The 20,184-nt window shown below is 45.7% G+C and carries 18 protein-coding genes, 2 pseudogenes and 1 other annotated feature (1 of these 21 running past the window's edge); of the genes and pseudogenes, 14 read left to right on the plus strand and 6 right to left on the minus strand.

Annotated elements, in window-relative coordinates:
• Positions 1–43 precede the first annotated feature (43 nt).
• The 4 genes from AAW31_RS10185 (at position 44) to AAW31_RS10200 (ending at position 2,852) form a co-directional block, all read left to right on the plus strand.
• Positions 44–460 carry a cupin domain-containing protein gene (locus tag AAW31_RS10185; RefSeq protein WP_046850163.1) on the plus strand — a complete coding sequence of 139 codons (417 nt, stop codon included), beginning with the start codon at positions 44–46 and terminating at the stop codon, positions 458–460.
• A gap of 300 nt (positions 461–760) precedes the next feature.
• Positions 761–1,129, plus strand: coding sequence for a hypothetical protein (locus tag AAW31_RS10190; RefSeq protein ID WP_046850164.1), 369 nt, complete (start codon positions 761–763; stop codon positions 1,127–1,129).
• 181 nt (positions 1,130–1,310) lie between these two features.
• Positions 1,311–1,628, plus strand: coding sequence for a Rossmann-fold NAD(P)-binding domain-containing protein (locus AAW31_RS10195; RefSeq protein WP_046850165.1), 318 nt, complete (start codon positions 1,311–1,313; stop codon positions 1,626–1,628).
• A gap of 327 nt (positions 1,629–1,955) precedes the next feature.
• Positions 1,956–2,852 (plus strand): endonuclease/exonuclease/phosphatase family protein, encoded by an 897-nt coding sequence (locus AAW31_RS10200; RefSeq protein WP_235264351.1) that lies wholly within the window; start codon positions 1,956–1,958, stop codon positions 2,850–2,852.
• A 403-nt stretch (positions 2,853–3,255) separates the two neighbouring features.
• Here the strand turns inward: AAW31_RS10200 and AAW31_RS20675 are convergent, their stop codons facing one another.
• Positions 3,256–3,489, minus strand: a complete 234-nt coding sequence (locus tag AAW31_RS20675; RefSeq protein ID WP_144412913.1) for a hypothetical protein — start codon at positions 3,487–3,489, stop codon at positions 3,256–3,258.
• A 290-nt stretch (positions 3,490–3,779) separates the two neighbouring features.
• On the opposite strand from AAW31_RS20675, the gene AAW31_RS10205 reads away from it, so the two are divergent.
• The 5 genes from AAW31_RS10205 (at position 3,780) to AAW31_RS23890 (ending at position 8,888) form a co-directional block, all read left to right on the plus strand.
• Positions 3,780–3,965 (plus strand): PLDc N-terminal domain-containing protein, encoded by a 186-nt coding sequence (locus AAW31_RS10205; protein ID WP_046850167.1) that lies wholly within the window; start codon positions 3,780–3,782, stop codon positions 3,963–3,965.
• Between the two features lie 410 nt (positions 3,966–4,375).
• Positions 4,376–5,266 carry a hypothetical protein gene (locus AAW31_RS10210; RefSeq protein WP_046850168.1) on the plus strand — a complete coding sequence of 297 codons (891 nt, stop codon included), beginning with the start codon at positions 4,376–4,378 and terminating at the stop codon, positions 5,264–5,266.
• Positions 5,267–5,462: 196 nt separating this feature from the next.
• Positions 5,463–7,058 (plus strand): LodA/GoxA family CTQ-dependent oxidase, encoded by a 1,596-nt coding sequence (locus AAW31_RS10215; RefSeq protein ID WP_046850169.1) that lies wholly within the window; start codon positions 5,463–5,465, stop codon positions 7,056–7,058.
• Positions 7,059–7,071: 13 nt separating this feature from the next.
• A complete protein-coding gene (locus AAW31_RS10220; protein ID WP_052752184.1) occupies positions 7,072–8,163 on the plus strand; it encodes an NAD(P)/FAD-dependent oxidoreductase in 1,092 nt (363 codons plus the stop codon).
• A gap of 323 nt (positions 8,164–8,486) precedes the next feature.
• Positions 8,487–8,888, plus strand: a complete 402-nt coding sequence (locus AAW31_RS23890; protein ID WP_455565959.1) for a hypothetical protein — start codon at positions 8,487–8,489, stop codon at positions 8,886–8,888.
• 57 nt (positions 8,889–8,945) lie between these two features.
• On the opposite strand, the gene AAW31_RS10230 is transcribed toward AAW31_RS23890, so the two are convergent.
• The gene (locus tag AAW31_RS10230) at positions 8,946–9,251 is read right to left on the minus strand and encodes an FAD-dependent monooxygenase (protein WP_144412915.1); all 306 of its coding nucleotides are present in this window, start codon (positions 9,249–9,251) and stop codon (positions 8,946–8,948) included.
• A 550-nt stretch (positions 9,252–9,801) separates the two neighbouring features.
• Between AAW31_RS10230 and AAW31_RS10235 the strand changes: the two genes are divergently transcribed.
• The 4 genes and pseudogenes from AAW31_RS10235 (at position 9,802) to AAW31_RS20680 (ending at position 14,166) form a co-directional block, all read left to right on the plus strand.
• On the plus strand, positions 9,802–11,991 hold the full coding sequence (locus AAW31_RS10235) for a beta-galactosidase trimerization domain-containing protein (protein ID WP_082110412.1): 2,190 nt from the start codon (positions 9,802–9,804) through the stop codon (positions 11,989–11,991).
• A gap of 294 nt (positions 11,992–12,285) precedes the next feature.
• Entirely contained in the window at positions 12,286–12,594 is a 309-nt protein-coding gene (locus AAW31_RS10240; protein ID WP_144412916.1) for a hypothetical protein, read from the plus strand.
• 209 nt (positions 12,595–12,803) lie between these two features.
• Positions 12,804–13,712, plus strand: a pseudogene (locus AAW31_RS23230) (DUF5677 domain-containing protein).
• A 205-nt stretch (positions 13,713–13,917) separates the two neighbouring features.
• Positions 13,918–14,166 carry a hypothetical protein gene (locus AAW31_RS20680; protein ID WP_144412917.1) on the plus strand — a complete coding sequence of 83 codons (249 nt, stop codon included), beginning with the start codon at positions 13,918–13,920 and terminating at the stop codon, positions 14,164–14,166.
• Positions 14,167–14,376: 210 nt separating this feature from the next.
• On the opposite strand, the gene AAW31_RS10255 is transcribed toward AAW31_RS20680, so the two are convergent.
• The 3 genes from AAW31_RS10255 to AAW31_RS18975 all read right to left on the minus strand — a co-directional run bounded on the left by AAW31_RS10255 (position 14,377) and on the right by AAW31_RS18975 (position 16,766).
• The gene (locus tag AAW31_RS10255) at positions 14,377–15,204 is read right to left on the minus strand and encodes an IS3 family transposase (protein WP_046848692.1); all 828 of its coding nucleotides are present in this window, start codon (positions 15,202–15,204) and stop codon (positions 14,377–14,379) included.
• A gap of 20 nt (positions 15,205–15,224) precedes the next feature.
• Positions 15,225–15,506: an IS3 family transposase gene (locus AAW31_RS23610; protein WP_036503716.1), complete on the minus strand. Its 282-nt coding sequence runs from the start codon at positions 15,504–15,506 to the stop codon at positions 15,225–15,227.
• Between the two features lie 243 nt (positions 15,507–15,749).
• On the minus strand, positions 15,750–16,766 hold the full coding sequence (locus AAW31_RS18975) for a GGDEF domain-containing protein (protein ID WP_158441481.1): 1,017 nt from the start codon (positions 16,764–16,766) through the stop codon (positions 15,750–15,752).
• A 670-nt stretch (positions 16,767–17,436) separates the two neighbouring features.
• Here AAW31_RS18975 and AAW31_RS10270 point away from each other — a divergent pair.
• Complete coding sequence (locus AAW31_RS10270) at positions 17,437–19,176, plus strand: di-heme-cytochrome C peroxidase (RefSeq protein WP_046850175.1); 1,740 nt, start codon at positions 17,437–17,439, stop codon at positions 19,174–19,176.
• A 270-nt stretch (positions 19,177–19,446) separates the two neighbouring features.
• Here AAW31_RS10270 and AAW31_RS22770 read toward each other — a convergent pair.
• Positions 19,447–19,946: pseudogene (locus AAW31_RS22770) on the minus strand (IS3 family transposase); the annotation flags it as partial.
• A 173-nt stretch (positions 19,947–20,119) separates the two neighbouring features.
• Positions 20,120–20,184: a sequence feature (AL1L pseudoknot), on the minus strand; it runs 52 nt beyond the window's last position.

The following is a 20,184-nucleotide window of genomic DNA, read 5'->3' on the forward strand; positions in this document are numbered from 1 at the left end:
GGTGATCTGTATCCACTCATTTTTATCAACAAAGGAGAACACCATGTTTACTAGATTTCTGTACGGGGCTGCCTTGGCAGCGCTCTCTGCAAACGCAGCTTCAGTCGATAACTTGCCCACAGATAAATCCAAGGTAACGGTCGTCTTTGATCACGCTCTCCCGAATGTGCCCGGCAAGAGCATGAAAGGCGTGCTAGTCGAATACCAGCCGGGTGGCTCATCGCCAGCACATACCCATCCAAAGTCGGCTTTCATCTATGCAACGGTACTTGAGGGGGAAATTCGTAGCAAAGTCAATGACGGTCCGGAAAAGGTTTATCGCGCTGGCGAGAACTTCGCTGAATTACCTGGCGATCATCATGGCGTCAGCGCAAATAATAGCAAGACTCAACCTGCACGCCTGTTGGCCGTCTTTATCGTCGATACCAACGAAAAAGACCTCGTCACGAATGACAAATAATGAAAGAACGGAGTCTTGCAATCACTACCCTGCCTCTAAAGAGTAAGGCTGGATTGCAGGAGGAAATAAGGTATAAATAGGGCAGTAAAAATGTACCACTGATGGGCGCTAATTTTGCATGAATAGCAAAATAAAAGTACCAGTCTAAAGCCTGTAAGCTAATGCGAGTAGCATCAAGTGAGAGGGAAGATGTATTCAGTGGCTCATAATAGTTCTATTACACATTGGCTGAATAGGCATCCTCTCCTATGTTGATAGAATAGTAAGTCCTACCAAGCTATTCATAACAAAGGAGAAGCCATGAAAATAAGCGAAGATAAAAAATCTATAAGCTTGTCACTCAATGGAACATTGTCTGCACACGAGCTGACAACGCTAATAGCAGAGCTTGCAGTTGTCAGAGCAAACATGCTTCCTGAAGTGCCAAAAACACCGCCAGTTAAAAGTGATGGAAGTATGTCTGTGCAAGACGATCCGCGGCTAGTCATTGTAAAACTCAAAGATGGCAAAATCAGATTCGGGTTCAGGAATGCAGGACTCGGCTGGCTTGTCTTTAACATTCCCAGCAAAAAAGCTTGCACCATCCGTGACTACCTCATTGCCAACACTCAACCAAGCGCTAGTGATCTCTTCATAAATAACAACAGAGACAAAAACACGCTTCAATGATTTAGAAAAGTTGTCGCCAACAATAGTTAATGGATTCCTCCATAATTAATCTTCTCGGTCCCGCTGTAGTATTGAACTTTCCATGATTTCTAATATCCAGATACCCTGTGCTTAGGATTGGTGGCCCGATGCCGATAAAGTACGAAGTTCCACCAGCTATTCAATTAACAAAGGAAAAACTATGGAAAAACCATCTCCCTTCAAAATAGGCATGGTCTGGTACTATCGCGAAGATTACAATGCCATCCTCAGAATTATGACTGATAGTCATAAGCTGCCCGAAAGCTTCGACATATGGCTCGCTGAAGCAGAACAAGATGAGGACAATCTTACGCAGGATGGCTATACCGTCGTGCGCACCCGTATCGATCCCGAAACGTTTCTTGGTTGGTGCCGCTCGCAAGGCCTGAATGCCGATTTCGAGGCACGCATGGGCTTTGCCAACTTCATTGTGAAACAAAGCGCAGGAAGTAACATATTTAACGTGAGTTCGACATAAGAATCATTACATCACGGCTGGAAGAGCTTGAGGGATTCTGATATCAAGTGATGAGGATTTATTCTCATGAAGAAGGATGAAACTCTTCTTCAAAATCAATTTATCATAAGGAGCTCAGACTCCTTTTGCTGCTTTTCTTATCCCGGACTCACGTTAATTAAAAACAGACCATTTGTACTGGTTTAAAATTAAAAGATTCGATCGATTTTCTGCCTGCACTACCCAACATGGAGACCAAGCATGCGAAACATTTTTTTCATCTTTATTTTAAGCTGCATAGTTATATTCAATTGTGCTGGTCAAACTCTTGAAAATGGTAGCGGCTCTGTGCCACTGGTCCAATGTGGTGATGTTACAAGTCGAAAACACCTGAATATCCTATCTATCAATCTCCTTTTCTCTGAAGTTGAAACGCGTAATCAGCGTTTAGATGCTATTGCTGAGTTTGCAGCAAAAACACCTGTCGATGTCATTCTTCTTCAAGAAGTGGTTGATGGTGCCCTAGTTCATACGACTAATAGTGCGCTAGATCTCCAAGAAAAGCTTCGGGCTCAAACGCACAACTATGACTTACATACGGCATTCGAAGTTGGATTGTCAGGCCTACTGGTAGTAGCCAATGCAGTGCTGAGTCGCTGTGAAATTGATTACGAGATATCCAAGCGCTTGCCGCACGCTTCTGAATTGGAATTTCTGGGACATGACATTAAATTGCGTAGAAACGTGATGATGACACGTATTAATATTCCCGGTTCTGGGAAACTGAATATTTATAATACTCATCTTTGTGCAAAGTGTGCTGCGCATGAGCTCAATGCCCAGTTGGATGTTTTACTCCCATTCATTGATGAGATAGAGGGGCTTTTCCCCCAGGGTAATCCTGTGATTCTTGGTGGAGATTTCAATATCGACCATTTCCGCATTGCTCCCTTCGAGGAGCGTCCTTTCTATGAAAGAATTATTAATGCTGGCTTTACCGATGCTTATGCTCAAGATAGACCCTTGGAAGATTTATGTGCAGAAGGTGGTCAGCCTGACATACACTGTACAGTAGGGGTTTCCACCTTGGATGTGGGAGCTGCTGCTAGACGCATTGATTATATTTTTGTCAAGAAGGTAAAGGGCGTACTTGAAAGTCGTGTTGTTTTTAACACTCTTGTTGATCCAAATCAGCCTACTGTATCCGATCATGCTGGTGTCTTTGTTTCAATAGCCTTGCCATAATTAGAAGGGTATACGGCTTTGATATTGAGTTAAAAAATCATCGCGGTAGTTCAATTCTTGAGCTAAAGATTTAAATGGTGTTGAACTCGGTTCAACAGAATCAAGATCAGGCGCTTTTTTAATTCTCACGTTAAAGAAAATACAATTCCCTGCTTATTATGCTGATATCTGGGATAATTGCGGATGAAAAAAACTCTACAGTCAGCCTCTTCATCCGCAACCAACACGGCTGGGCGCCTATTTAACCTGAGTTCGACATAAGAATCATCTCCCTACGATTGGAAGAGCTTGAGAAAACCTAATGTTAAGCGAGGGTTTCTTCTCTCGACACCCTGGGCAATTTTGCGTCTCTTCTGCCAGTTTCGCCGCCCGTGCTCGCCGCCATTGAGTTTCGGGGCGATGCTCAGAAAAGTTCGGAGGGAGCCGCCGTAAGCCGTTGTTTTGCATGAGGGAGAGAGTGCAAGCGCGCCATAATGAATGGTTCAGGTTCAGCCCTGGTTCGGTTTGTTCGCACCGGTTCGGTGCCAGGTAAAAGAACTGCTTTGGATTCTTCGTCTATCTGTAGATATAAACGACTGAGCTCCGGACTGTTAATCCGACGTTCACTGGCATGAGCCCTGATCGGGGAGTCAAGCATGCATAGCCTACTATTATATAACTGTATATGTGGCATACTTGATAAGTATATAAGAAGGCATGCCGGGCTATTAGTTTTGATTTGGATATTGGAGGGCAACTATCTTTTATACTCTCAGGCTTCTCAAATTCTACGTTACCTATTTATTAATGCTGAAAGAATGCTGAAAACGGGAGGCTATCTGAGCAATGTGCGATAACGAACAGAACTCGCTTGCTTTTATGCGTAGAGTCTGAAACTGATGAGAAAGATAGCTTACATATCAAAAACAAACCTGTTTAGGAGGAAATATGGATATTGAAGTTGGTGGTTTTCTTGGTTTTGTCATACTCGTCCTGGATATTTGGGCTATTATAAAAATCACTCAAAGCGCCGCTTCAACCGGAAATAAAGTATTTTGGGTGGTTTTGATCCTGATGCTGCCCGTGGTCGGTTTGATCATTTGGTGGTTTGCAGGACCCAAGGCGATTAACTGATATCTGATTTGTCGACATGGAGATAGAAGCTGTCAGCCAGCGGACGTGCTTTTAGCCTTGATGACAATCAGAACTAAAATCTCTCCCCCTGGTATTTTTATTACCCTAATTCGAATGGGTCATACCGCACCGAACACACGATGCAGCGATCGATCAGGCTGTGTTCGCCGCTGTACGTCCGGACCGTTTCGAATACCATATTCATACTATAACGCTCACGGCAAATCTACGCTACTACTAGGGTCTGTTGACATTTCACATAGGTAGCCACAGATATCCACACGCCATGGCTACCATACTTTCATAATTTCGCTTCAATACGAATTAAGAGCTGAAATAGAAGCCAGTCCATCAATAACGTTAAACTATTGAGGAAGACATCACCCAACCTCAATCAATCAAAGTAATCAATGAACTGGCAAAACCGATTAATAACCATTTATCTCTATGTTTGCAAGCATTATCAGCAAAATCTTTGGATTTATAGTCAGAGAATGAGTAATCACGCGGATTTAAGCTTCAGCGACGAAGAAGTCATTACCCTCTTCCTGTTCGGTGTAATGGACAAGCATAGAGAGATCAAAGGTATTTATGAGTATGCGGATCGCCACTTACGCGATTGGTTTCCACGACTTCCAAGTTATGTGGCTTATGTTCAGCGTCTGAATCGGGTAGCCGATGTGTTTGCCCCCTTATTAGCACTGATTCAGCAAGAACAGGAAACCAGGAATGCCGGGCAGGTTTGGTTGACTGATTCATTTCCGGTCATCCTTGCGAGGCAAGGTCGTCGGTTTAACGCGTGTGTAGCGAAACAGTTGGCGGATTCGGGCTACTGCTCAACCAAGAAGTTGTACTATCATGGTGTGCGGGTCCATATCATAGGGCGCCGCCAACCGGGCTCACTGCCGGTGCCTGAGTATATTGGTGTGGCTGGCGCCAGCGACCATGATGGCAAAATATTTGATCAGATTCGACCACAATTGCACAACAATGAACTGTATGGGGATAAAGCTTATCAACGGCCTGACGCTGAATGCATCAGGCGAGCTCAGAATCTGACCGTCTTGACACCGGTTAAAAAACAAAAAGGGCAGCACCATCTGGAACCACAGGATCAATGGTTATCGACAGCAGTTTCTTGCGTGTGGCAACCGATTGAAGCCTTATTTGCCTGGATTGAAGAAAAAACAGGCATTGAATGTGCCAGCAAAGTGCGTTCTTATAACGGGCTTATGGTACATGTATTCGGAAAGCTGGCTGCGGCTCTGTTTTTCTGGGATTTTTTACGAGTCAGCTCTTAATTCACATTTAAATTATCACAACATAGGAGAGTCAGGTAATGGGCTCGACTAAACACAGCAAGCTTTTAGAAAAAAACGGAGCTTTTCAATAAAATTAGAGACGTGTTCAAAAATAGGTAGGCTGATGTGGAGCAGCTTTATATAATCAGACTAAATATACCAATTAGATACTAACAACCTACTCGGAGGGACTGAAATGTCGACAGCAAATAAGCAGCGGGTCGAATACCGAATATATCCTAGTATCGGGATTGCACGCATCGGTGACAGTAATGATGGGTTTATTGAAGGACCTGAAGCTCCAGGTATCGCTCCGGAAAGTCCCTACCGTGGATCAGACGGTGGGCTCCGGCCTCAAAGCACGCGATTCCGCATCTACAAAGTGGAAATCGATGTCAATGAAAACGAAATTGTGACGGCGGAGATTACGGCTAACAGTAAAACGAAGATTGAATGGAGCGTTGGTTTGGCAAATCGTAAGGCTGCCGGTTTCCGCATTATGGATACGCTAGCGCGAAGCAGTACACCAAGACTAAGAAATGATGGGTATGATCGCCAGAAATTGGTGATTTCAGCTTTGGGCACTATCTCCGAAATTAATCAGCCCCAGACACGCATGAGTGGTTCTATCGAGTTTGCCAAGCCAGGAATACCAAGTCATCATGTGGCGAATATTGAGCTTGCCTCAATAATGACCGATGCTCAAGGTCGCCTGATAGTAATCGGTGGCCCTGGAAAATCCGCTTCACCACTAAATCTCTCTGCTGATCATTTTGCAGATAATGATGGATGGTATGACAGTGTCTCTGATGGGCCTATCGGTGCGACGCTAGAAATTGATGGCACAACTCACCCGGTTGTATCTGCGTGGGTAGTTATAACCGTGCCGCGTTTTGCACCAGAGGTCTACGGCGTAGTAACTTGGTATGATCAGGCCGTGAGCATGGCGAGAATGAATAATGATGGCACATTTGACTCTCCGAGAACAACATCTTTTACTCGAGATATTTATCCAATATTAAAACGTGCTGATATGCTTAGATGGGTACATCGACCAGCCCATGGAAGCACTTTTCCGCGCGCATTGTCTGATGCTACGCGTTTAAGTGAGCTGAAAGACCAGCGCTCTCGTGCTGATTTAATGGCTCGACTGACCAAACTAAATAGCACTGCCAATAGTGCAGAAGAGCTCTCTCCGGTACGTACTATGCCATTACTATACAGCGGGGCGAACCCGGATCCCAACGGTCCCACCTGGGTTTTTCCATCACTCACACGCTATCAACATGCGCATTTTACGAATTGGGTACTTGGTAATTTCGATGCTGATTGGGAAGGCCAGGAACGTGCGCCAACAGCGTTTAGCCAAATAGATATAGCACTACAACCACGTGCGTTGTGTGAGGCAGCACTGGAAACTTGCATTGGTAGCTCTTTCTTTCCAGGCATCGAAGCTACCTATGATATGGCTAGAGCTGAAACGTATCATCCAAGGCCCAACCTGCGCCGCGAGTTTAGAGTGAACCCAGACCATCCAGCCGGATTTCTAACAGAAAAAATGGCGCTTCCATGGCAGGCGGACTTTGCCGATTGTACGGCTTATTGGTGGCCCTCACAGCGCCCCGTGTATGTGAACACTGGTGGGGATCAAGGTACACGCTGGGATCGTGGCATTAACGGAGTTGGATTAAATGGACACCTTAATATGGTAGCAAACTGGGCGAAGCTTGGTCTTATTGTTCGAGATCCCATTACAGGAAAATTGATCGAGACAGATAGGCTTCTGCCTTAATACTTCAAACGCTGTGAAGGATTCTATATTAATTATTGGAGGTGGACCGGCCGGATTGGCGCTAGCAATTGTACTGTCACGAACTGGATTGGATGTATGGGTTACAGAATTAAGCAATTACACCCAGCTGCGGATTGGTGAACACCTGCCCCCAAGTGGTGTGCAAGCACTTAATATGCTCGTGCCGAATAATCTTTTGTTCAATGAAAATCACTTAAACAGTAGTGGTGTCGATGCATACTGGGGTCACTTGGCTCCAAATCGGATGGATTACCTATTTCATCCGATTGGAGTTGGAGTAAATTTATCTCGCCCAGCATTTGACCGAGATCTTGCATTAGGTTGCCGAGAGGCTGGTGCCAATATCGTATTATCCACAGTTCTACTATCTGCAGAATGGAAGCGAACATATTGGTTGGCAACCTTGAAATCACTAAGTGGGATAATTGATTTATACCCTAAGCTCATAGTTGACGCGACTGGACGTCGTGCTCGCTTTGCTCGAATCCAAGGCGCAAGCGTTAAAGCCGACGATCAGCAGTTTGCTGTGATAAATATGCGAACGAATAGAAATGAATTCGTGGATGGAGGTCGGGTGCTTATCGAGGCTACTGAAAATGGTTGGTGGTATCGCGCGCCATTAGCATCGGACCGATCGGTTACCATGTACATGACCGATGCTGATATGTTACCACGAGGAGGCAAAGCGACACTGCATGCGTGGTGGATTAACCAACTTCATAAAACTAATCATGTTGGTGCGAACATGACTAACTGTGTTTCTGGAAGAGGGTTGGTGGTCAGGTGTGCGCGCTCGCAACGTCTCTCATACGCATCGGGAGATGGCTGGCTCGCAGTTGGGGATGCAGCCATTGCTCTTGATCCTTTGGCATCAAGAGGGATTTCCAAGGGTTTGGAAGAAGCATGGCACTCAGCTGATATCGTGTTGCGCTATTTATCGGGCAGTGCGAATGTACTACACGAGTATGCTGATAAGGTTATTCAATCCTATAGTGAATATAAGAAATTACGCCATAGCTACTATCTTACTGAAACACGATGGCCTATGGCGAAATTCTGGCGTCGTCGACAGTACCAAACTTGAATAGTGTATTAGAATTGGATTGAGTTTTTCTATTAATTTTGTCACAAAGCTTTTGTATGATTACTCTTCTCTTTGTGGAAATAAATATAAAGCTCCGAACTGTTAATCCGACGGTCACTGGTTTGAGGCAGGGTAGTAAGAGTTGTCAATGGGTAACACCTTGTTATATTATGACAATTATGAGTTGCGCTCAAGCGTGCGCTCAAGTGAGCGTCGGACTCCGGGTTGTGCTTCCACATAGTGTGATAGAACCAGCCATCGGCTTTCAGTACCACTCATTCCATAGCGCGGAAGCGGACATGAATCCCTCTTAAAAAGGGACGATGATTAGCCCAGGATCATTTTTTCTAAGTGCTGCAGCCGATAGTGGTGAGGTAACTCTTGACTGGCGTCATGGTGACCGTCGCCTCCGTGTCCGCAACAAAGAACACGTGCTCGTAAGGCGCACCCGAAAACGTGATCACGCTCTTCTCGCGAACGAGACTGTGGGAGCCATCGCATCCTGCTGTCCATACTGCCCGAAGCCTGCGGGTGCTGCCGTCAAGTTGCCTGAGCGTGACATCTATGTAGTCGGGATACTGTTCGATCGCTATGGATTCTGTATTCCACTGTATGTCCACGCAAGCTCATGTAGTTACGCACCCATGATCTGTTCGTTGTCGTCCTGGCCTAGAGCGTTAGGATATATGGAAATAGGCTCATGCTTTGACCTATATCTCCGATGAGAATTCGGGCGGTCCACTTCCCGTTTACCCACATATTTGTACCGCCAACAATAGCACCTAATGCGTGTGCTGCTCGTTGAGACCCATCTTCGAATAGATTTCGAGCGTGCGTGCCTGTACTGCCATCGCCCGCGTCTGCTGTGCCGGTCCTGAATGACGATTGATGATCAGAGGACGCATCCCTCGACGTGCCAACTGGTTTGCGAGCATCGATCCGGTCGGGCCCGCTCCGACAATCAGTACTTCCACATCCATTGACGTCTCCTTTGAGTAGCGTGCTGCATTACCCATCTCAGATAATAAATTTTGAACTGCTGTTGATTTAGTATCCCATACAGAGAGAGTATTAGCCTCATATGTCAATATATAGATGCTTATGTGTATTGGCTCAAACTTGATCTGATAGCTTCAATCACGTGATCTCGGGATAATAAAGTCAGCAAAAGGAATATGAATTATGATAAGTGGACTCCGGAAAAGAGTTTCATCATTATTCATGAGAAGACATCCTCTCTTAGTATTAGAGTTTCTCAGGTGTTCTCTCAACCGTAGCGTAATGATTCTTATGTCGAACTCACGCTACAATATGTTTATCCCCCTGGCTGCAGTAACATAACGCCGCGCCGTTAGAATAGCTATAAAAATTGTATACATTTGCATTATTGCTTCCTAGATTTTATTTCCTTAATCTTATGTGTTAACAATAACAGATCGGTTTAATTCATAGTTTCTACTCTGCTTCAAGTGCCAATCTGCTTTATTAGCTGTTATTTTTTTATTCATGAGCAATGAGGGATGATTAGGATGGAGTCGGTTTATCCTTCAATGAGCAGCGTTTTTTAATGCAGCCAAGACGTGCTAACACAGCGGATGGGAGATTATTAATAACAGCGTGAACAGGGTTGTATGCTTTATGGGTGGCATTATCAGCAAATATTATTCCTTACTACTATCAGTTAAAATGTATATTGAAAAAAGAAGATGGATGGATCTGAAAGGACTGACAGTTTCTTTTATTTTAGCTTTGCTAGGCATATTTGCTTCTCTCAGCTTGACTAATACTGCCCAAGCGGAGGAACCTGCTGCGTTTAATAGCTGGGTCAAAACTGCTAGGATTGGTGGTGCCGAGCTATTTACAGAAATGACAGCGCAAGAGATGGGCCAGATCATCTCTAATATGGTGTCCCAGAAGGTCACCGTTATCGAGGCTGATTCTAATCTCTCTAGCTACCTGACCGATGCCCAGTTCGAGCAGGAACTAGCGCTCATGCGCAGCTTCGCGGCCGAGGCCCATAAACGGGGCCTTAGGGTAGTTTGGTATTACCCGAGCCTGGAAGTGTTAACTCCCAATGGCAAAAATCTTGAGCACACTATGTTTAAAGATCACCCGGATTGGGTACAAATTGGCATAGACGGCCAACCTAATGTGTTTTATGGCGGTAGTGGCCGCATTCACTGGGTCGAGAAGGACGCGGAAAGTGCTTGGATGTCGCCTCAGTCACCTTATAAGGATTATTTTCTTGACCGTGTCCGAAAGATAGCAGCCACAGGAATCGATGGTTTATGGTTAGACGTTCCCCTGTTTAACGATATTGGCGTAGACTGGGCCGGCTTTGATCCCTATGCAATTGCAAAGTTTAAAGCTGATACAGGTCTTGATGCACCAGTGGCCGAAAACTGGACGGATCCAACCTGGAGGCGTTGGATTGCTTGGCGCCGCCAAGAGATAGCTTTGTTTTTACGTGATGTGGCGAGCGCAGGCCGGGCTATCAATCCCGAATTCCCTCTAATTGTTGAAACTGTCACTCTAGATTACAACGCGACGACTGCTATTGCGTTAGATGGAGCCGACTTGAAGAATTTGGAAGGAATCACGCACGTCTGGGAAATCGATGCATTGAGCGATGGGAATGGTATGCGCTCTTCTTTAGAAGACGATTGGATATCTCTCATCGCTATGAACAAATTCGGACGAGCGGCCTCAGGTAAAAAGCCATCCTGGGTGTTTACTTATGGTCAGCTTAGCGATGATGCTGAATTGGTGATGGCAGAAGCCTTGGCTACACGCAACAATCCATATGAAACAAAAATCCCGCAAATGACCACGTCTGTAGGCGCCGACTACCGTACCCGTATGTTTGGTTGGGCTCAAGAAAACTCGCCCTATTTATTTGAAACGCAACCTGGTGCGCGAGTTGCAGTTCTTTACTCGTCCGCGAGTCGTGACTATGTTGATCAAGCGGCGGGAGTCGGGCTATATACTGATACGACATCTAACGACCCGCTTTGGTGGACTACCAACCAGCTTGACAGCGCCTACGAACGGCAATATTTAGCTGAGTATCGCGGTATGGTGAAAATGCTGGTGCATCAACATATTCCTTTTGAAATCGTTGTCAATCCAGTTGATTCAGCAGAGCTAAAGCCCTATGAAACAGTAATCTTGCCAGCAGTTCAGGCAATTTCTGATACCGAAGCCGCAATCCTGCAGCAGTATGTCGAAAACGGCGGCAATCTGATTGTAACGGGCGCCAATCCCACCGCTCTGGATGAATATGGAACTGCTCGAGCTGACTATGCTTTAGCCGATCTGCTGGGATTTAGCAAGAGCGACTCGCTTCCTGCCGAGAAGCAAAACACATTTGGTACTGGTAGCGTACTTTTCTTTTCTGCCTCGTTGGGGAAAGACTATTTTGTCTCCAGCGATGCAACAGCACTCGAGAAATTATCTGGTGCCGTTCAGGCAACCAATACAATGCCCTTGACAACCGATGCGGACCGCCGCGTCCATTTCGAGTTATCTCAGCTTGGCAACCAGACGATTCTGCAATTCGTGAATTTTATCGGTGTCAATGGCTCTTTTACAGTAGAGCCAACTACTTTCTCCGTCAATCTTAAGATTCCGGATGGCAAGGAAGTAACTGGTGTAGCATTGACCTCGCCCGACTCGACTAATACACCCGGATTGAGACCGCTTGATTATACGGCATCAAACCAGCAAATTATTTTTAATGTAATGCTAAACCAATATGCACTCGTCGTGGTCTCTTATGATGACACACAAGCGTCTTCCAACAATCATACGCCAATCGCTAGCAAATAAATATAATCTTAATACTGGCATCCATGTATCGGTAAATTTTACGCACGCCATGCTGTTAGCTAATGATGACGACCTTAATGGTGCACGCTAGTTATTAAAACTGTGAATGCTATCAACTCAAGCAGTTTACTTGTAAATTAGGCTGATGGTATAGCATATCACCTATAAATAAATAAGGAATAAATAGTAGCTTGCCATGTTAGATTTCATTTTTTAAAGTAGTGTATTGCGTCATATATGTCTTATATGTTCCCCACGTACTTACACCTCTCAGTTGCGCGGGCGTCCGCTACTATGTCGCTTCATAGCGAAAGTGGCAACACAATATCTTCTGAGTCTTTTTCACTAGTGCTTCGTCCAGCCCCTGACACAAACATGGTGCTGTCATCAGGCGAGCAACTTGGAGATATCGAAATTCATCTGACACTTTCTACAAAGTGGCGTACTGCAAACGAGCTCGACCGAGATCTTACCGATGACGATGTTGGCTTCCTTGCACATACTCAAGGAGAGCGAAGCGAGCCCTTTGTTCACGGTGCAGCACTTCTGCGCGACACCACTGTTGTTGGAGCACTACTTTCCAGGGGGCAGAGGGAAGAGTGAAGCTTGTTCTGCCGTCAGTCCCCATTAAAGAAATAACTGATACTACACCTTTTGTTTGGGGCACAAACCGTCCAAATATGCTGCGCATCAGCCACCTTGAGCTATCTGCCTTTCCAATCAAAGAAACGCAATGTGAGGGCTAATTTCTCCTTTCACCGGATTTGCGCGAAAATCCACTCTAGCCAGTAAATTCCAACTTAAAACATCACATGAATGGGCTCGTAGAGTCAGTTATAGCGGAGACGCAGGATATCTCAAGGACTGAGATTGACGAAGAGCAGGTTCGTGCATTCGACGCTGAGGCTGATTTCATTGGACTTTCAATATCTCTCCTGATTGAGGTCGGATCCTATGTTTGTGTTGTAGGCAATCTGTATCCGGTGAAGACACGAAGTTGGAACAGAGATCAAGCGATTCTCGGTGATGATCTCGTCAGGCTGTACAAACTTATTGACGGCTTGCTCGATCAAACTTGCAAGCATCGTAGAGAAATATCCTTCGTATTAGGGCGGTTGGCATTTGAATGCATTATCAACCTCCGGTACTTGATTGCCTATGCGTCTGAGGAATTATTTTTCTCGTACCGCAGATATTCGCTACAACACGAAAGGCAGCTTCTCGAACGGATCAAGGTAAATATCGAAGTAAGGGGTGGACAGGGGTTAACAATCGAGCGCCGAATGATTAACTCTATCGAATGAAGTTTTCAAGTTTCAGGAAATAATGTTGAAGATGGACCAAAGACAAAAGACCGGAACTGGGGAGCTCATAACATATTCGGAAGAGCGAAGGCGGTCGGGCTCGAGGAGGCATATGTTGCTGCGTTTGGTGGCGTTTCCCATACAATACACGGAAATTGGCAAGATTTGGTCGAATACCACTTGGAAGACATTGATGAGAATTCTTTTCGTGCTGATTTTAAGTGGCATGCGCCGAGACCACTGTTGCTTAATGCGATTACATTGCACGCCACACAGGCAGTGATAGATTTTGCTTGTTATATAGCGCCGGAGGATTCGGACCCTATTGTTGAGGGACTCCGCGAGCTTCAAAAACGTGCTCGACTTCTGTCACGCCTTCACGAGGAGTTCTTAATATTGAAATTGCGTGATATCTAATCAGTGCTTCGAGATGGATGCGTTCTATCGGTGCGCTGCTTAAGCACAGCACTAGTCTAAGAATGCTTGTCTATCTGCACAGTCTGTAAATGAAGATAGGATTTACACCATTCAAATTAAGTTTAAATGAAAAGCTGGCGAATCAAGTAAGTCAGGCTCCGATATTGGCATTGTTGGGGAATCTGCACACTCTGAAAAGATTAGATTGGCATACCTCCATGAGCAAGGCATTCCCTTATGTTGCGGAGATACTGGTGTCCCAGGGTCACCGAATCAAGTCCTACCCGCAAATCTGCTGAATAAAGAATGTAGTATTCAAAATCGACTCATTTCTTCTGATGAGCAGGAGACAGTTAGCCTGATCAATCACAACTTGATCTCTCTGCTTAATGCTTCTAAATACGAGACGGTAAATGATGTCGTCGATGGCGTTATCATTTGGGAATGCGGTTAGTCAGGAAGATGCTGTATAGACGGTGATCAGTGCGCTGGCAGAATGGTAGAGGCAATGCGGCGTGGGAAGGGTGCCGGTCGGCCCCGTCCTGCCCCGGCGGTTTGGTGAGAGTAGGGCACAAACCGGCCCCTCAGGCGCGCATTGATGTGGTTCCCTGTAACTGGACAACCTGAAAGAAAGTTCAGCTCTGATATGTATAGTTAAACAGGTTCAGGCAACCCGATCAATTCTTGGATCACTATAGTAGATTTCATCAGGCGTAAGACGGTCAAGGCTTTGATGAAATCGTTCTTGATTGTACCATTCAAACCATGTGGATAAATTCTGCTTTATCTCCTTCAGATTATTGAATTCTCTGGTATATAAAAGCTCATACTTAACTGTCCGCCAAAGTCGTTCAACAAAAATGTTGTCATAGTAGCACCCCTTGCCATCCATGCTGATCTGAATATGATGATCTTTTAGTATGGAGGTAAATGCTTCGCTGGTAAACTGTACGCCCTGGTCGGTATTCATGATCTGTGGACAGCCATAATCCTGGATGGCTGCCTCCAGCGCCTGAGTACAAAAGTCAGTATCCAAGGTATTGGACAAGCGCCAGCTCAACACCTTACGCGAATGCCAGTCGATGATGGCAACCAGATAGCCAAAGCCTTTCTCCATGGGGACATAGGTTATGTCGGCAGCCCAAACCTGATTGGGTTTATTAATGACAAGTTCTCTAAGCAGATAAGGATAGACCTTATGCTGTTTGCTTGAGATGCTGGTCCTGGGTTTTGGAGCTATGCTGACAATACCGAGTGTCTTCATTAAGGAAGAGGCTTTCTTGCGCCCTAACATGATTCCCTGGCGCTGAAACCAGGTAGCATAACTGCGTGAGCCATATTGTGGCGTCTTTAAGTACTGTTCATCCATCATGCGCAGCAGAACCAGATCAGCATTACTGATTGGTTGCGGTTGATAATAATAAGTTGAGCGCGCCAGATCCAGCAGCTGACATTGACGAGTTTGACTAAGTTTGCCATGGGGCTCAATCATCTCTTTGCGTTCTACAAGACTTAATGATTGAGCTTTCTTGCTAAAAAATCGCGTTCTACCGCCAATTGACCAATAACCCGGTGCAGGTCATCTGTTGTAGGCTGCTCCTTATTGGCGGCAGTATTATTTTTACAAAACAGCTCGGCAGCTTGCTCAATGAGTTGCCGTTTCCAGCTATTGATCTGCGTGGGATGTACATTATAACGCGCTGCTAATTGGGGGACAGTTTCATCACCACGTATCGCTGCCAGCGCTAGTTTTGCTTTGAATTCGCTCGAATATTGTATGCGCTTTTTACTCATTGTTATTAAGCGCCTTTTTAATTCTGCCAGAGCTTAACAACCTGTACAGTTTTTGGGTACCACTTCACATAGTCGGCCGCTGCGGGGCGGGGCATGGGGTAGTCATCCCGTGCGTTGCCGGCGACCCCTGGACGGGCGATAGCGTGGAGCTTACCCCACTTAAGCCCAACTCGACTTGGCTTGAGCTCGCGATTTTATTAACTGGGGCCATTAGTCGTGTATCCGATGAAGGTCTAGAGGAATCTACTCCGCTCCACAAAATTCCATCAATTCGCATCGGTTGCGCCCATTCGCTTTCGCTTGGTAAAGGGCGGTGTCAGCACGGAGGATGACATCGTCAATCTCTTCCTCAGGGCGGTATTGGCTGATTCCGATACTAACCGTGGCGTTGAACGGAAGGGAAATCGTCGTGATGTTCTCCATCTCACTCCGGTAGGCGCTACGGATGCGCTCTGCAACCAGCAATGCTTGTTCGGAAGTAATGCCCGGAAGAAGCGCCAGGAATTCTTCGCCGCCAAAGCGACAGAACACATCCTCGGTACGTAACACCCGCTGGGAAGAAGACACGAAGCGACATAGGAACTCATCGCCGCCTTGGTGACCGAAGTGATCATTGATGGCCTTAAAGTGGTCCAGATCCATCATCAGTACAGACAAGGGTTGTCCATTGCGTCGGCAACGGGCCAGCTCCTTTTCTGCAAACATCAATAAGGCACGACGGTTAAGGGCTCCAGTGAGCGGGTCGTGGCTCGCCTGATGGTCTAGCTCCTTCTGAAGCCGTTCACTTGCCATGAGCACCATGCCGAGCGTCGCGCCCATAGTGAAGCACAGCCACCAGAGCAACATCAACGGGGTTGGCCCATCCGGACTCCAAGGGTCAACGGTTGCGTCACTCGTCGCTACTGCGAAGCTGCGAACAAAGAATAGCGCTGCGCTGATCGCGTAAAGCCAGCCCGAAACACGCATCGTAATTTCCCACGGACGGGCGGCCGATAATAGCTCCTGTGCAACCATGGCCGAAAGCAGCGCTACCCATAAGGCGTTGCTCGACGTGCGAAAACTCAACGACTGCAACACGTTCGAAGCCACGATCAAACCAATTGCAAACACAATAAGGACCATCAGAATTGGACGCGACAACGGAGCGCGGCCTACAAACCGGCGGAAACCATCCCATAGGATAATGAAGCCCATCGCGATGAGCATTTGCGCCAATGATAATGCCAACCATTCGGGAACAACATTGCGCATAGCAATCATCAAAAGTGCCACTGTTCCCAGCACACTGGCCCCCGCCCAATGGCCGAGTCCGGGTATCCCGGGATGAGTGCGCCATAACAGGATGCGAGTCACTGCTGAGAGCATCGTGGCCAGCGCAACCGCGACCAGTAGTGTCTGGACGTCGAAGCTTATTAGAGGTGGAAACATCGGAACACACTAACCTTAAGTGTTGTCAGAGGAAATATTTTTTGCTGTGTTTCGCTAATTGAGATATAGGAAGAATAAATAATCTTTTTTTAAGAAATAAAAGTCATGAAGAAAAGACAAACAATCTTTTTGTATAGGAATATTTACGATATACCACTTTCCCAGCAAATCTCAATGATCAAATAGTGAGAAGAAAGGCGTTCTTCTTCTTTTACTATATACCTTTGGCATATTCTATGCTAATTGCGCATCCATTCCCAGCTTGGCCCTGGCAGCATATATAGTTATATAAGAGGGTATTCGGAAAAAATGAATCCTGGAAATTAAATCGAACGTACTAATAAATTCTTATCATTCTGTACGCAGGGTAGCTAGCAGGTAGGCCTAAAAAGGATTTATCCTCTGCCAATATCTTCATGTCTGTGAGTAAAGCAGCTGCAGAATAATAATTATCAAGGATGCTGTGAACTATATTCTAATTCATTCTTCAAGGAGAGAGTAAATGTTGAAAATCGGGTTTGTATCCCGGATTGGCAGTATCGTCTCAGTATTTGCCTGGCTGTTACCTGCGATTTTATTCGCCGCAGAAACGGTGACTATCGATCAAGGCACAGAGTGGACAGCTGCTACCCGGAACGACTTCTATAGCCGAGATCAAGGATCTCAGATTATGCCGCTTCGATGGATAGTCGCTTTAAAGCAGCCAAATGGCAAGCCATTTATGGATGAAAGCCTTAGTCGTTATGGTTATTTAATCAATGAAGCAAGCCGGCCCGCCGGGTTGCCGGTTGGATTTACTGTTAACAGCGGGGGGAACGGACAGGAAATAGGCATGAGTTGTGCTGCCTGCCATACGCGTCAAATCGAGGTTGCTGGTACTTCATATCGAATCGATGGCGGCCCTGGAATCGTTGATTTCCAAAGTTTCCTTGCTGATCTCGATATTGCGGTGAATACGGTCTTGACGAACCAACAAGCATTCATCGATTTCGCTCATGCCGTACTCGGCTCGTCATCAACTTCGGCAGATAAGGAGAAACTACGAGAGGAAGTAAAAGCCTGGTATCTACCTTACCATACATTGATAGAACGCGCACTCCCCACGCAGCCTTGGGGCCCTGCAAGACTCGATGCTGTATCGATGATCTTCAATCGGCTCGCTGGGCTAGACATCGGTCCTGCCCCTACTTACATGATCCCTGAAAATATCCAGCCAGCTAATGCACCGGTACGTTATCCGTTTCTCTGGAATGCTGCAATTCAGGACAAAACACAATGGCCTGGTTTCGCCAGTAATGGCAACAGCATACTGGCGCTTTCCCGAAATCTCGGAGAAGTTTACGGAGTATTTGCTATTTTTCATCCTAAAAAGGATGTGGACGATATACTCGGTATTGACTATCTAGCCACTAATTCGGCTAATTTCTCGGGATTACTCGCATTGGAAGATTTGATTAAAAAAATTGGTCCTCCCAAATGGCCATGGCAGATAGATCAAACCCTTGCCAACAAAGGTAAAGAAATTTATGAACGCAAGACTCAAGCAGGTGGTTGCGCTGATTGTCATGGTATTGCACCCGGTGAAACCAGGTTTTTCGAGCAAAAAACTTGGAAAACTCCCATTCTGGATGTTGATACGGATTCAAAGGAATATGAAATTCTCGGTCGTACTGTGAAAACAGGTGTGCTTGAAGGTGCAAAAATTCCATTTCTCGCTGCTCCACTCAAGCCAGTTGATACCGCCTTCAACGTTCTGGGAACCGCTGTCCTCGGCTCTATTCTCCAGCATTACATTCCCATTCTATCGAAGATCAAGGATAGGGCACAAGCAGATAGTCTGAAGTCACCTTTTCCACCCGAAACTGAATCTCTCCGAGACGCATTTATTGTACCGGCTGTACCTGAAAAAATAGCCAAACCAGCTAAACCTACTTACGCGTATGAATCAAGAGTTCTTCAAGGAATCTGGGCTGCTGCACCTTACCTTCACAATGGTTCTGTACCCACATTAGCGGAGTTGCTGAAGCCAGCAGCCGAACGAGTCAGTTCATTCAAAGTTGGTCCGGTTTATGATATCGTCAATATCGGAATTTCTGCTGAGCAAACTAAGTTTGATTATACGTTGCAGACAACGGATTGCAGTGACCGAAATTCCGGTAATAGCCGATGCGGTCACGAATTTGGTACCACACTTTCCTCAGACGAGAAAAAAGCTTTGCTTGAGTATCTCAAAACGCTCTAAGTAGAGACATTATCTCTGCGGCATGACTTGCTCCGGGTAAACATCAATTTTCCTGGAGCGAGTCCTATTTCCTCAATATCAGCTTTGTCTTTGGAATACAGTTCCAAAATCGTTTTACTACTCCATCCTCAGGACAATCTTTTCCTTTGTTAGCCATAAGACTGCGCATACAGCTTAACCAGTTAAGAATGATTCAAAACGTATGTGTAATTGGATGAGCATATCTACGGTTGAATCGCCCCGGGAATTCCGGAGACGTGTTTTGTTAAGTCAAGCTGCATCCGTTGACTCCTTCAATTGGCGATAATATGCCATTTCGAATTCAGCCGGTGGAATATTTCCAATCGGCTCCAAAACCGGCGATAGTTGAACCAATCCATCCATTCCAAAGTGGCAAATTCCACTTCATCAATAGTGCGCCAGGGCCCGCAATGCCGTATGACCTCTGTTTGTATAATCCATTAATCGTTTCAGCCAGCACATTGTAGTAAGAAGAGTCACCGACACTACCAACAGAGGCTTCAATATTGGCTTCTTCCAGAAGTTCCGTACAACGGATCGAGAGATATTGACTACCCCTGTCGCTATATCAGTCGTTCAACAGTGTAGCGAGCAGTAACAATGCCTTCTCGTAGCAACTGCCGCCAGATTTTGTTGGTCCCATAAACTTTGAGATTATTCTCCCATACGCGCACTATGTTACTTTCAAACTCCTTATCACGCTTGATGCGATCAGGCAAGCGATCAGAATCTCGTTCGCGTGCTTTGTGTTCATATAACCTGATCAGTTAAGAATGATTCAAAAAATATTCTCCTAGTCCCATTTAACACAAATAAGCGCTGTGCAAAATACTGAGTAAATAACAAAACTAAACCGTCGATATACTCTTCAAATTCTATACATTCTGAATCATTTTCAATTGATTAAGTCATAGTAACTCGACAGGGCAATCTGAATTTGCTCGCAGATCGGCTCGACCCCGTATTGTTCTTTATGCTGATCAACAA

The sequence above is a fragment of the Nitrosomonas communis genome (assembly GCF_001007935.1).
Lineage (GTDB): Bacteria > Pseudomonadota > Gammaproteobacteria > Burkholderiales > Nitrosomonadaceae > Nitrosomonas > Nitrosomonas communis.

What these genes read in the sequence shown, in the direction of transcription:
- AAW31_RS10185 (WP_046850163.1), top strand. Translation starts at nt 44, where the DNA reads ATGTTTACTAGATTTCTGTACGGGGCTGCCTTGGCAGCGCTCTCTGCA.
- AAW31_RS10190 (WP_046850164.1), top strand. Translation starts at nt 761, where the DNA reads ATGAAAATAAGCGAAGATAAAAAATCTATAAGCTTGTCACTCAATGGA.
- AAW31_RS10195 (WP_046850165.1), top strand. Translation starts at nt 1,311, where the DNA reads ATGGAAAAACCATCTCCCTTCAAAATAGGCATGGTCTGGTACTATCGC.
- AAW31_RS20675 (WP_144412913.1), bottom strand. Translation starts at nt 3,489, where the DNA reads ATGCTTGACTCCCCGATCAGGGCTCATGCCAGTGAACGTCGGATTAAC.
- AAW31_RS10205 (WP_046850167.1), top strand. Translation starts at nt 3,780, where the DNA reads ATGGATATTGAAGTTGGTGGTTTTCTTGGTTTTGTCATACTCGTCCTG.
- AAW31_RS10210 (WP_046850168.1), top strand. Translation starts at nt 4,376, where the DNA reads ATGAACTGGCAAAACCGATTAATAACCATTTATCTCTATGTTTGCAAG.
- AAW31_RS10215 (WP_046850169.1), top strand. Translation starts at nt 5,463, where the DNA reads ATGTCGACAGCAAATAAGCAGCGGGTCGAATACCGAATATATCCTAGT.
- AAW31_RS23890 (WP_455565959.1), top strand. Translation starts at nt 8,487, where the DNA reads ATGATTAGCCCAGGATCATTTTTTCTAAGTGCTGCAGCCGATAGTGGT.
- AAW31_RS10235 (WP_082110412.1), top strand. Translation starts at nt 9,802, where the DNA reads ATGGGTGGCATTATCAGCAAATATTATTCCTTACTACTATCAGTTAAA.
- AAW31_RS10240 (WP_144412916.1), top strand. Translation starts at nt 12,286, where the DNA reads ATGTCGCTTCATAGCGAAAGTGGCAACACAATATCTTCTGAGTCTTTT.
- AAW31_RS10255 (WP_046848692.1), bottom strand. Translation starts at nt 15,204, where the DNA reads ATGATTGAGCCCCATGGCAAACTTAGTCAAACTCGTCAATGTCAGCTG.
- AAW31_RS23610 (WP_036503716.1), bottom strand. Translation starts at nt 15,506, where the DNA reads ATGAGTAAAAAGCGCATACAATATTCGAGCGAATTCAAAGCAAAACTA.
- AAW31_RS18975 (WP_158441481.1), bottom strand. Translation starts at nt 16,766, where the DNA reads ATGATTGCTATGCGCAATGTTGTTCCCGAATGGTTGGCATTATCATTG.
- AAW31_RS10270 (WP_046850175.1), top strand. Translation starts at nt 17,437, where the DNA reads ATGTTGAAAATCGGGTTTGTATCCCGGATTGGCAGTATCGTCTCAGTA.